This window comes from Flavobacterium sp. SH_e (assembly GCF_025717045.1).
Lineage (GTDB): Bacteria > Bacteroidota > Bacteroidia > Flavobacteriales > Flavobacteriaceae > Flavobacterium.
The window spans coordinates 649,175-662,231 of record NZ_JAOVZN010000001.1 but is presented as its reverse complement, the minus strand read 5'-3'; the positions used below and the strand labels follow the sequence as shown (position 1 = coordinate 662,231).

General features: G+C 32.8%; 10 protein-coding genes. 6 read left to right on the top strand and 4 right to left on the bottom strand.

The annotated features are described in order from the left end of the window. The first annotated feature begins 303 nt into the window (after window positions 1–303). Window positions 304–1,923: an alkaline phosphatase PafA gene (pafA, locus tag OD917_RS02915; protein WP_263522040.1), complete on the top strand. Its 1,620-nt coding sequence runs from the start codon at window positions 304–306 to the stop codon at window positions 1,921–1,923. Between the two features lie 113 nt (window positions 1,924–2,036). Here the strand turns inward: pafA and ald are convergent, their stop codons facing one another. Beyond that, entirely contained in the window at window positions 2,037–3,155 is a 1,119-nt protein-coding gene (gene ald / locus OD917_RS02910; protein ID WP_263522039.1) for an alanine dehydrogenase, read from the bottom strand. Window positions 3,156–3,356: 201 nt separating this feature from the next. On the opposite strand from ald, the gene OD917_RS02905 reads away from it, so the two are divergent. Next, window positions 3,357–3,815, top strand: a complete 459-nt coding sequence (locus tag OD917_RS02905) for an Lrp/AsnC family transcriptional regulator (RefSeq protein WP_008467950.1) — start codon at window positions 3,357–3,359, stop codon at window positions 3,813–3,815. Between the two features lie 61 nt (window positions 3,816–3,876). Here the strand turns inward: OD917_RS02905 and OD917_RS02900 are convergent, their stop codons facing one another. Next, window positions 3,877–5,325 carry a glyceraldehyde-3-phosphate dehydrogenase gene (locus tag OD917_RS02900; RefSeq protein ID WP_263522037.1) on the bottom strand — a complete coding sequence of 483 codons (1,449 nt, stop codon included), beginning with the start codon at window positions 5,323–5,325 and terminating at the stop codon, window positions 3,877–3,879. Window positions 5,326–5,525: 200 nt separating this feature from the next. Continuing rightward, complete coding sequence (locus tag OD917_RS02895; protein WP_263522036.1) at window positions 5,526–6,926, bottom strand: S1C family serine protease; 1,401 nt, start codon at window positions 6,924–6,926, stop codon at window positions 5,526–5,528. Window positions 6,927–7,087: 161 nt separating this feature from the next. Here OD917_RS02895 and dapF point away from each other — a divergent pair, with 161 nt between their 5' ends. The 4 genes from dapF to OD917_RS02875 all read left to right on the top strand — a co-directional run bounded on the left by dapF (window position 7,088) and on the right by OD917_RS02875 (window position 10,612). Further along, window positions 7,088–7,870, top strand: coding sequence for a diaminopimelate epimerase (gene dapF / locus OD917_RS02890; RefSeq protein ID WP_263522035.1), 783 nt, complete (start codon window positions 7,088–7,090; stop codon window positions 7,868–7,870). 35 nt (window positions 7,871–7,905) lie between these two features. Beyond that, window positions 7,906–8,439, top strand: a complete 534-nt coding sequence (locus tag OD917_RS02885) for a GNAT family N-acetyltransferase (RefSeq protein WP_263522034.1) — start codon at window positions 7,906–7,908, stop codon at window positions 8,437–8,439. 10 nt (window positions 8,440–8,449) lie between these two features. Then, complete coding sequence (gene mltG, locus OD917_RS02880; RefSeq protein WP_263522033.1) at window positions 8,450–9,490, top strand: endolytic transglycosylase MltG; 1,041 nt, start codon at window positions 8,450–8,452, stop codon at window positions 9,488–9,490. Window positions 9,491–9,973: 483 nt separating this feature from the next. Continuing rightward, complete coding sequence (locus OD917_RS02875) at window positions 9,974–10,612, top strand: peptidoglycan-binding protein LysM (RefSeq protein ID WP_263522031.1); 639 nt, start codon at window positions 9,974–9,976, stop codon at window positions 10,610–10,612. Window positions 10,613–10,724: 112 nt separating this feature from the next. Here OD917_RS02875 and scpA read toward each other — a convergent pair whose 3' ends face one another. After that, on the bottom strand, window positions 10,725–12,857 hold the full coding sequence (gene scpA / locus OD917_RS02870) for a methylmalonyl-CoA mutase (protein WP_263522030.1): 2,133 nt from the start codon (window positions 12,855–12,857) through the stop codon (window positions 10,725–10,727). Window positions 12,858–13,057 lie beyond the last annotated feature (200 nt).

Genomic DNA, 13,057 nt, shown 5'->3' with positions numbered 1-13,057 from the left:
GGATTTTTTTGTTTTTGATGGCCTGAAGGAATCCAGATTGTAAAAGTATGATTCAGATGTGCCCCGCCGCGTTAATAATCCCTCTGTGTACTTTTGATCGAAGGCAGCAGACCTCTTTTTAATATCTTAAAATAATAACGAAAAAGATACAGTTGGCGGCATGATTGAGAGGGAAACGTCGGATGTTTAAGGAGGACAGTTTTAAAACTGTTAAATTATAGTCAATTGTTTGTGGTTAAACATTGATACTTTAGACTTTTTGGATATGAATAAGTATTTTTGTGTTTAAATTACTTTTTAAATATGAAGAAAAATATTTTATTGTTAGCACTTCTCGCTGTAACAGGTTTGAGTGCGCAACAACGTCCAAAGTTAGTTGTGGGTATAGTTGTCGATCAAATGAAAATGGAATATTTATATCGCTTTTCAGATGATTTTTCTCCAAACGGCTTTAAAAGATTAATGAATGATGGATTTACTTTCCAGAATATGCATTACAATTATATGCCTACTTATACAGCTCCTGGACATGCTTCGATCTACACTGGGACAACTCCAGCTACACACGGAATTGTTGGTAACGAATGGTTTAGTAGAACGCTTGGTAAAGAAACGTACTGTACTGATGATGCTGGTGTTAAAACAGTAGGTGATGGTACAGCAGAAGAGGGCGCGATGTCACCAAAAAACCTTCAAAGTACAACTATTACAGATGAAGTAAGAATGGCTACTAATTTTAACGGAAAAGTAATCGGGATGAGTTTAAAAGACCGTGGTGCTATTCTTCCTGCGGGACATTTTGCAAACTGGGCATTTTGGTATAGTAAAACAGGTTCTTTTATTTCTAGTACTTTTTATGGCGAAAAATTGCCTGATTGGGTAACAGAATTCAATAACGAGAGAAATTACTTAAAATATATTAATAAAGGTTGGGATTTATATAAGCCTGTTTCAGTTTACAATGAGAGTCTTCCTGACAACAATCCGTATGAAGGTAAATTATATGGAAGTGCTACTCCAGTTTTTCCATATGATTTAAAATCTATGTATGAGAAAAACGATGCAGGAGTTATCCGAGCAACGCCATACGGTAACGATTTATTAGCTGAATTTGCAAAAAGAGCGATTGAAAAAGAAGAATTGGGTAAAGATAATATAACAGATTTCCTTACGGTAAGTTTTTCTTCTACAGATTACGTAGGTCATTTACTTGGACCAAGATCTATGGAACTTCAGGATACTTATTTAAGATTAGATCAGACAATTGCTGATTTCTTAGATTATCTTGATAAAGCAGTTGGTAAAGGAAACTATTTACTTTTCTTAACTGCTGATCATGCTGGTGCCGAAAATGTAATTTATTTAAAAGACCGTAAATATAATGTAGATAATTATCCTTCAAAAGAGGTTAGAAAAAGTCTGCAAGATTTCTCTACTAAGACTTTTGGTGTTGATCTAATTCAAAACTATTCAAATTTTAATATTTTCTTCAATAGACAAGTAATTAAAGATAAAGGCTTAGAACTTGCTAAGGTGAAACAAGTTTTTAAAGAGTTTTTAATTGCTCAACCACAAGTTAAAAAAGTTTATACTGAAGAAGAAGTTTTAGCGAATGCTGGAAATGATTATTCTTTAAATTTTGTTGCAAAAGGTTATGATGTTACACAAAATGGAGATTTAGTTATTGTTGATAAACCGGGTGTCATTGAATATGCTACTACTGGAACATCTCATGGAACCATTTATGCTTATGACACTCATGTTCCTGCAATTTTTTACGGGTGGCATATTAAAAAAGGAGAATCTTATGATAAAAAAGCAATTACAGAGATTGCCCCAACAATTGCTCAAAAGATTAAAGTTACTTTTCCAAATGGAACTGAAGCTAAAGTAATGACTGAAGTTCTAAACGATAAAAAATAAATTTTAAAACCTGTCTCTTAAAGGCAGGTTTTTTTATACAATAAAAAAAGGCTTTTCAATTAAGAAAAGCCTTTATTGTAGTGACTTAGTAAGCACTTATATAAGTATTAGCACTATGCGTTTGCTAATACTATTTCTTCGTTAAAAGGAAGATTCCAAGCTTCAGCAACTCCTTTGTATAGGATTTTTCCATTAGCTACGTTTAATCCTTTTTTCAGTTCTTCATTTTCTGCACAAGCTTTTTCCCATCCTTTATTTGCTAATTGTACAGCGTATGGTAAAGTTGCATTTGTTAAAGCTAAAGTAGAAGTGTAAGGAACAGCTCCTGGCATATTAGCTACACAGTAGTGAACGATATCGTCAATAATGAAAGTTGGGTTTTCGTGAGTTGTAGGAGTACAAGTTTCGATACATCCACCTTGATCTACAGCTACGTCAACAACAACAGTTCCTGGACGCATTAATTTAAGCATATCACGAGTAATCAAGTGAGGCGCTTTTGCTCCTGGAATTAAAACCGCTCCAACAATTAAGTCAGCATCTTTAATTGCTCTTGTGATATTATAATGATTAGACATTTCTGTATTTACGTTAGCTGGCATAATGTCATCTAATTGACGTAAACGTGGTAAGCTTAAGTCCATAATAGTAACCTGAGCACCTAATCCAGCAGCCATTTTAGCAGCTTGAGTTCCTACGATTCCTCCACCTAAAACTAATACTTTTGCTGGTGGAACACCTGGAACACCTCCTAAAAGAATTCCTCTTCCTTTTAATGGTTTTTCAAGGTATTTTGCTCCTTGTTGAATTGCCATACGACCTGCAACTTCAGACATTGGAACTAATAATGGTAAACTTCTGTCTGTTTTTTCTACAGTTTCGTAAGCTAAACAAACAGCTCCTTTTTCAAGCATTGCATGAGTTAATTCCTCAGAAGAAGCAAAGTGGAAATATGTGAATAATAATTGATCTTTTTTGATCAATGAGTATTCAGAAGCAATTGGTTCTTTTACTTTGATGATCATTTCTGCAATAGCATAAACTTCTTCAATAGTTGGTAAAACAATTGCACCAGCTTCAGCGTATTCTGCGTCAGCGAAACCGCTTCCTAAACCAGCAGTAGATTGAACATAAACTGTATGTCCGTGTTTTTTCATTTCAGAAACACCTGCAGGAGTTAAAGCAACTCTGTTTTCGTTATTTTTTATTTCTTTAGGAACACCTATTATCATTTTGTTATATTTTTTTGTTTTTATTGAAATTGTTTTACAAATCTACAGATAGAGAATAAATTATGGTTTAATGCTTAATAAATAAGAAAATATTATTTTATTTTTTACTTTTACAGAAAAATATTCTGTTTTGGGTCTGAATTTATTCTTTAAAAAGAAAAAATGACTAAATCGAGCTAATTTTAATAAAACGTTTTCGTTATGGCTTTAGATGAAATTGACAAAAAAATCCTACGTCTATTACAAGAAGATGCGCACTACACTTTAAAAGACATCGCAAACAAAATAAATTTGTCTTTGACGCCTGTTCATGATCGGGTGAAACGTCTTGAAAAAGATGGTATTATAGAAAAATATGTCACACTTCTAGACAAGAAAAAATTGGGGAATAATTTGACAGTTTACTGCCAAGTTACGTTGACAAAACAGACTTATGATACTTCGGAAGGATTTAACCAATCGATTTTGAATTTGCCAGAAGTTGTCGAATGCAATTACGTTTCAGGAAACTTCGATTATATGTTGAAAATTATAATTCCAGATATGGAAAGTTATCATCACTTTCATCAGAAAAAATTATCTGTTCTACCTGAAGTTTCTCTAATAAATACCGTTTTTGTAATTTCAGAAGTAAAGAGTACTACTGTTCTTCCTATTTAAACTAAAACAAAAAACCATCAAGAAAATCCTGATGGTTTTAAAAAAAGTTAGTTTGGTTGAATTAATAATAAGTATAACGTCTCACTTTGGCAATATATTTTGCTAAGCGAATTACTTGATGACTATATCCGAATTCATTATCATACCAAATGTACAGCACGATATTTTTTCCATCTTTTGAAACAATTGTGGCATTGCTATCGTAAATTGATGGTGCAGAAGTTCCAACAATATCAGAAGAAACTAATTCGTTGTTTAATGAGTATTTTATCTGCTCTACCAGTTCTCCTTCAAGAGCATACTTCTTCATTACTTTATTAATTCCTGCAATTGAAGTTGCTTTTTTTACTTCTAAATTCAGAACTACAAGTGATCCATTTGGAACAGGAACTCTAATTGCATTAGAAGTTAATTTTCCTTCTAATGATGGCAATGCTTTTGAAACTGCATTTCCTGCACCAGTTTCTGTAATTACCATGTTTAAAGCTGCAGCTCTCCCACGGCGATATTTTTTATGCATATTATCAACTAGATTCTGATCGTTGGTATAAGCATGAATAGTTTCTAAATGTCCTTTTACAATACCAAATGTTTCTTCTATAACTTTTAAAACTGGCGTAATAGCATTGGTTGTACAAGACGCAGCAGAAAAAACATCGATTTGATCTGGATCAAAATCATTATGATTTACACCATGAACAATATTTGGAACTCCTTTTCCTGGAGCAGTTAATAACACTTTACTAACGCCATTTGATTTTAAATGTCGTTTCAAAGCTTCTTCTGTAGTAAATGCACCAGTGTTATCAATAACTAATGCATCATGTATTTCATATTCTGTATAATCAATTTCTTCTGGTGAATTTGCAGTAATTACATGAACGGTTGTTCCGTTAATAATTAATGCGTTATTTTTTGAATCAACAACAACAGATCCATGAAAATCTCCATGAATAGAATCATAACGCAATAGAGAAGCTCGTTTCTCTAAACTTGTCACATCATGTTTATCGCGGGTTACAATTGCTCTCAAACGCAGTTGATTCCCTTTACCTGTTTTAGACATTAGCTCTCGTGCTAATATGCGTCCTATTCTACCAAAACCATACAGCACTACATCTTTAGGCTGAATTTCTACAGATGATTTCGCTTTTTTCAATTTCTCAATAACAAAATACCTTGCGTCAGGGTATTTTTCGTCTTCTAAACGATATTCAAAAGTTAGTTTACCTAAATCAATTTTCGCTGGAGGAAGATCCAGTGATAAAACAACTCTTGCAATTTCGACAGAATCGAATATTGTAATTGGTTTTCCAACAAATTCACCAGCATATTGGTGAAGATTGATAATATCGCTGACGTTTTTATCTAATAGCTGATTTTTAAATAAAACCATTTCTATCGATTTGTCATACCATAAATCGCTTATGATTTTAATTAGTTCGACACCGGCTTTTCGTCGGTCGACTTGTAATGATACCTCTTTTTGGTACAATGATTTGTTACTCATAATTGAAAAAATAAAATGCTCACTATTTTAAAATTTTGCGCAAAAGTATTTATTTCAATCGATTTCGTAAACTATTTTAGCATTTATTTTTGAAAATAAAAAAGCCATCTTAAATTTCTTAAGATGGCCTTTTGAAGTTTTCAGTCGCTGTCACAGTTTGCAGTTTTTAGTAACTGAAAACTGTGACAGGAAACTGCGGCTTAAATTATAATTCTGAAAATCTCTCCGTTTTTGTTGATCATTTCAATTCGAACGCTTTGGCCTTCGTCTTTTTTGCTTAAAAGTTTTGAAACAGTTTCAACGTTCGTTGCTTTTACATTATCAATGCTCAAAATGATGTTTCCTAGTAATTCGTTTTGATATTGCATTAAATTCTCGTTTGTGATGTTCTTGATTTTAACACCATAATCAATTCTGAATTTTTTCTTGTCAGCAGCGTCGATGTTTTCTAGTTCGATTCCTTTAACTTCAGCACTGTAAAACTCATTTTTACTTAAAGTTACAGGAACAGTTTTAGTTTTTCCGTCTTTAATGTAAGTTACTTTTACAACGTCATTTGGACGTTTTGTATTGATATAGCCAGATAAATCAGCATACGTAGCAATGTTCTGATCATCCAATTTTACGATGATGTCGCCTTTAGTTAAACCAGCTTTTTCTGCACCAGAATTTTTAGAAACTCTATTAATATAAAATCCTTGCGTTTCTGTAATTCCTAATTCTTTAGAAGCCGTACTGTTTAATTCACCTCCTTCAACACCCAAAATTCCTCTTTGAACATTTCCATATTCCATAATATCTTCGATAATTTTTCGAGCAATATTTGATGGAACTGCAAAAGAATATCCAACATAAGAACCTGTCATTGAAGAAATCATAGTATTAATTCCGATTAATTCTCCTCTTGCATTCACTAACGCTCCACCGCTATTACCTGGGTTTACCGCAGCATCAGTTTGAATGAAAGATTGAATTCCGCTTTGGTCTAAATTTCTCGCTTTCGCAGAAACAATTCCGGCAGTTACAGTAGAAGTCAAGTTATACGGATTTCCAACTGCCAAAACCCATTCGCCAACTTTTACATTGTCAGAATTTGCGAAAGCAGTATAAGGAAGTTTCTCATCGGCATTGATTTTCAAAAGGGCAATATCCATTTTAGAATCTGTACCAATTAACTTCGCTTTGTATGATTTTTTATTGTTTAAAGTAATTTCGATTTCTGTAGCATCTTTGATTACGTGATTGTTAGTTACAATATATCCGTCTTCAGAAATAATGACTCCAGAACCAGTTCCTACTTGTTCTTGTTGCTGTTGTCCGCCATATCCATAGAAAAACTCAAGCATTGGATTGCTTACAGTTCGTCTCGAAACATTTTTTACGTGAACAACGGTATGTACAGTTTTGTCTGCGGCTTCGGTAAAATCTAATGTTTCAGCGCCTAAACCAACATTTTTTCCATAAGAGTTAGGGGCAAGAGTTACAACAGAATTTCCTTTTCCAAAAAAAGAATTGTTGCTTTCAAATAATAACTTGTAAGCACCAAGAGTAATAGCACCACTTAGTAATGACACTAAAAATAAGGCTGAAAATTTTTTCATATTAAAATATGTAATTAAGTTATTAGAATTTAAGTTCATGTTTTTATTTAACGTAAAATTACTTCAAAAAATTATTTGTAAAAATGGTTTAACTCTCTTTAACAATGATTAACATTTCATTAATTAATAGTTCGTACTTTTGTATTTCTAACAACTAAAAAATGCAAATAGAATTTTATAAATATCAAGGTACGGGAAACGATTTTGTAATGATCGATAACCGTACAAATTTCTTTCCAAAAGAAGATGTAAAACTTATTGAACGCTTGTGCGACAGACGTTTCGGAATTGGAGCAGACGGATTAATTTTGTTGGAAAATGATTCAGAAACCGATTTCAGAATGGTGTATTATAACTCAGACGGAAATCAAAGTTCCATGTGCGGAAACGGCGGGCGCTGTCTGGTTGCTTTTGCCAATCAATTGGGAGTAATTGATGACAAAACTACTTTTATAGCAACTGACGGTTTGCATCACGCTTCAGTAAATAACGATTCAATTGTTTCTTTACAAATGATTGATGTTAACGAAATACAGAAAAAAGATTCTTACACTTTCTTAAATACAGGTTCTCCTCATCATGTTCAAATCGTCGAAGATTTGGAACATTATAATGTGAAAGAAAATGGCGCTGCAATTCGTTACGGAGAATTATATGGAGAAAAAGGAAGCAACATTAATTTCGTTAAAAAAGTAGATAACGATACTTTTTCTTTAAGAACTTACGAAAGAGGCGTTGAAGATGAAACTCTTGCTTGCGGAACTGGCGCTACTGCCGTTGCAATTGCTATGAATGCGATTGGAGAAACAGATAAAACTTCGATAAATTTAAATGTTGAAGGAGGGAAACTTGTGGTTTCTTTTAATAAAGAAAATGATGGTTATACTAATGTTTTCTTGACAGGTCCTGCAAAATTTGTATTTAAAGGAACAATCGAGATTTAAATCTAAATCTTCAATCAAAAATCTAAAATATCCAGATGATTACATTAAAAGGCGATTCTATTTATCTGCGTGCACTTGAACCTCAAGATTTAGAGTTCATTTATTCGATAGAAAATGATGAGAATATTTGGCAAGTCAGCAATACGCAAACTCCTTATAGCCGTTTTTTGATAAAACAATATTTAGAAAATGCCCATCAGGATATTTATGAGGCAAAACAACTTCGTTTGGCAATTTGTCAAGATGAAGATTTTCCTGCTATCGGATTAATTGATTTATTCGATTTTGATCCGAGAAATAATAGAGCAGGAATTGGAATTGTTGTTCAAAAAGAAGAAAATCAAGGAAAAAAGATTGGCTCTGAGGCTTTAGAGCTTTTGATAAAATATTCTTTTTATAATTTAAATCTCCATCAATTGTATGCAAATATTGGCGTACAAAATGTAGCCAGTGTCGCACTTTTTACTAAATTTGGTTTTAAGAAAATCGGAATAAAGAAAGACTGGATTTTGTATCATAACCACTATCAAGATGAAGCAATTTATCAGCTAATTAACAAACAAATTTAAATTTTAAGCTTTGAGTCTAAAAAAAATAATCACAATAAGTGCCGTAGCCATAATTTCAGTTTTATTGATTTATGGTTTTATTTTAATCAGTAAAATTTTTAGTTCTAATACTAAATTTGAAGAGAAAGAGGTATATGTTTATGTGCCAACAGATGCTAATTATGCCGATGTTAAAAAGATATTGGCACCTTACATAAAAAACTTTGACAACTTTGAATTGGTTGCTGAAAAAAGAGATTATCCGCAAAATGTAAAATCAGGTAGGTTTCTTTTAAAGAAAGACATGAATAATATAGATTTAGTGCGAGCAATGCGTTCTAATGTTCCGGTTAAATTAGTTTTCAATAATCAAGAACGCTTAGAGAATTTTGCAGGAAGAATCGGAAAAGAAATCGAAGCAGACAGTTTGTCTTTATTAAAAGCTATTAAAGATTCTACATTTTTAGCAGCAAACGGATTTAATGAAGAAAATGTTTTTGCAATGTTTATTCCGAATACTTATGAAATTTATTGGAATACATCGGCAGAAAAGTTCCGTGATAAAATGATAAAAGAATATCACAATTTTTGGACAGCTGATAGAATCGCTAAAGCAAAAGCACAAGGATTAACTCCAGTTCAAGCTACGATTTTAGCGTCGATTGTTCATAAAGAATCAGTTAAAAAAGACGAAAGACCTCGTATTGCGGGTGTTTATTTAAACCGTTTGCGTTTAGAAATGCCGTTGCAAGCTGATCCAACCGTTATTTATGCTTTAAAATTGAGAGATAACGATTTTGATCAAGTGATAAAAAGAGTTTTTTATAATGACTTGGTAATGAGATCTCCATATAATACTTATGTAAATAAAGGACTTCCTCCGGGACCAATTGCAATGCCAGATATTACGGCTTTAGAAGCAGTTTTAAATCCAGAGAAAAACGATTATATTTATTTCTGTGCAAGTGTTGATCGTTTCGGATATCACGAATTTGCTGCCACACTCGCAGAACATAATATAAATGCAAAAAAATATTCAGACTGGATTGCAAGTCAAGGTGTGACAAGATAACTTATTTTCTAAAAAACATTAAAAACCGAAGTTAGTTTTAACTTCGGTTTTTTTTATTTCTGATTTCTATTCAAATTTTATTTTGGTCTGAAAATTATTAAATTAATATTTTGATCAATTTTTAAGTTATGACTAATGAAAACTTAAGCAATTTTCTACGATAAATTTTATAAAATTTGAAAACTCATTTTCAAAATTGGCACAAAAACGACAAATTAATTGTAGTCTATTTCTTTCTTTTTTAATAAATTTGCTTAAAATTTATATAAAATTGATTTTTTTTAGACCTCAATTTTTGGATTTTAAGGTTAAAAAATCGTTACCAAAATCTTTCGGAATCCATTACTATATCTGGGATGAAAGCGAATCTTGATTTTTCTTTAAAAATGTTAAAATGCTGATTTTTAGCATATTTTGAAAATGTCTTATCTTTGCACCGTAGAAATTTCAAGAGAGTGACAGTGTCTTGAAGAAAAACAATTTATGATAAAGAAATGGTATTTTTATGCGAGTTTAGTCGTTATTATTACATTTTTAAGTTTGGGATTTATTCCCTCAAATCACGAAACCAAACCTTGGTTTTTAATTGAAAAAACAGATGGATCAGAATATATTTTTCCATCAAAAGAAAAGGATGATTATCCGAACACCAACGTCCCATTCACAGGAAATCATCTTATAGGATTTAAAGAAGCAGTAGCTTTTAAAGAATCACAAGGGCAATACAGACTAGTAAATTCCCTTGGTTATATGGGTAAATATCAATTTGGTTCTAAAGCTTTAAGAGCAATCGGAATTAATGATAATAAAGCCTTTTTAAAAGATCCTGCTCTACAAGAAAAAGCTTTTATAGCTTTATTAGCCAAAAACAAATGGATTTTACGTTACGAAATCCAAAAGTATCAAGGCAAAATCATCAGCGGTATTGAAATTACCGAATCTGGAATTTTAGCAGCGGCACATCTAGGTGGTGCAGGTTCTGTAAAGAATTTTTTCAAAAACAAAGGAAGCAGACACTTTAGAGACGCTTTTGGAACTTCTTTGAAAAGCTATATGAGAGATTTTGCAGGTTACGATCTTTCTTTTATAGAGGCTGATAGTAACGCAACAGTAAACGACTAAATTAAAAGAGGTTGTTTCACATTTGTGAAACAACCTCTTTTTTATTTCTATGTTACTTAATGTGCTAATATGCTATCCCAATAAACTGAAAACTGGGACTGCGACTGCTAACTTAATCTATCAAAGCTTCTAAGATTTTTATAGCTGCTTCACTTATTTTAGTTCCAGGACCAAAAACAGCTGACGCGCCTGCATCAAATAAGAACTGATAGTCCTGAGACGGAATAACACCGCCGACAATTACCATAATATCTTCACGTCCATGTTTTTTTAGTTCTTCGATTACTTGAGGCACTAAAGTTTTGTGTCCAGCAGCAAGAGATGAAACACCTAAAATATGAACATCATTTTCTACAGCCTGTTTTGCTGCTTCTGCAGGAGTTTGAAAGAGTGGCCCAATATCAACATCAAAACCTACATCAGCATAACCTGTTGCGACCACTTTTGCACCTCGATCATGACCATCTTGTCCCATTTTTGCAATCATAATTCTTGGGCGTCTTCCTTCTTGTTTAGCAAAAACATCAGCTAGTTGTTTTGCTCGCTCAAAATTTTCGTCATTTTTTATTGCTGCACTATACACTCCGCTAAAAGATTTAATTTGTGCTTTAAAACGGCCAAAAACTGTTTCCAATGCATTACTGATTTCGCCCAAAGTTGCTCTGTTTCTAGCAGCTTCAATTGCAATTTCTAATAAGTTGCCTTGTCCTGTTTGCGCACAAAGGATTAATTTTTCTAGTGAATTATTTACTTTTTCAGAATTTCTTGTTTGTTTTATTTCTTCAAGACGTTCAACTTGTTGCTTACGTACCAATTGATTATCTACATCGAGAATATCCAACGGATCTTCTTTTTCTAAACGATATTTGTTTACACCAACAATAATATCTTGTCCGCTGTCAATTCGTGCCTGTTTTCTTGCGGCTGCTTCTTCAATTCGAAGTTTCGGAATTCCAGCTTCAATTGCTTTTGTCATTCCGCCAAGTTCTTCAACTTCCTCGATTAATTTCCAAGTTTTCTCAACAATTTCATTTGTCAAGCTTTCAACATAATAACTTCCAGCCCAAGGATCAACAGTTTTTGTGATTTTGGTTTCTTCCTGAAGAAAGATTTGAGTATTGCGTGCTATTCTAGCTGAAAAATCTGTTGGAAGAGCTATAGCTTCGTCTAACGCATTTGTATGAAGTGATTGTGTTCCTCCAAAAACGGCTGCTGTAGCTTCTATACAAGTTCGGGCAACATTATTAAAAGGATCTTGTTCTGTTAAACTCCATCCGCTAGTTTGACAATGTGTTCTTAATGCTAATGATTTATCACTTTTTGGAGTAAACTGCTGTAATAATTTTGCCCAAATCATTCGGCCAGCTCTCATTTTAGCGATTTCCATAAAATGATTCATCCCGATTGCCCAAAAGAAAGATAGGCGAGGAGCAAATTCATCAATTGTCATTCCTGTAGATAAGCCAGTTCTGATGTATTCCAAACCGTCTGCCAAAGTATAAGCCAATTCAATATCGGCAGTTGCTCCAGCTTCTTGCATATGATAACCAGAAATTGAAATAGAATTGAATTTTGGCATTTTCTTGCTCGTAAATTCAAAAATATCAGCAATTATTTTCATGGAAGGAGTTGGCGGATAGATATAGGTATTTCTAACCATAAACTCCTTTAAAATGTCATTTTGAATAGTTCCTGCTAATTTTTCTGGAGATACGCCTTGTTCTTCAGCCGCAACAATATAAAAGGCCATAATTGGTAAAACAGCTCCGTTCATAGTCATAGAAACAGACATTTCATCAAGCGGAATCTGATCGAAAAGCACTTTCATGTCTTCAACAGAATCAATAGCAACTCCAGCTTTACCAACATCTCCAACAACTCTTTCATGATCAGAATCATAACCTCGATGTGTTGGCAAATCAAAAGCAATGGAAAGTCCTTTTTGTCCTGCCGCTAAATTTTTTCTGTAAAAAGCATTGCTTTCTTCTGCGGTAGAAAATCCTGCATATTGACGAATCGTCCATGGACGTCTCACATACATTGTAGCGTAAGGTCCGCGTAAGTTTGGTGCAAAACCAGCTCCGAAATCAAGAAATTCTAAATCTTCGATATCTTGTTCAGAATAGTTTTTTTTAATTTCAATTCCTTCGGCGGTTGTAAAGTTCTCAGCCAAGTTTTCTAATTCTTGACTTTCGACTTTGGACTTTTGATTTTGAAGGTTTATATGTTTAAGGTCTTTTCTCATTTTATATTTTATAACTAATGAAGTCTTTTGAGAGCTTTAATTACATCTTTCATTATTAAATAATATGGTAAGAAGTAAAATAATACAGCTAAAAGCATTGTAGTGACTGCTATCAAAATCTGTTTATAGTTTTTATATGTAATTCCAATTATGAAAAAAATTAGACAAGTGACTATCATAACTAAAGATAATATCCAAAA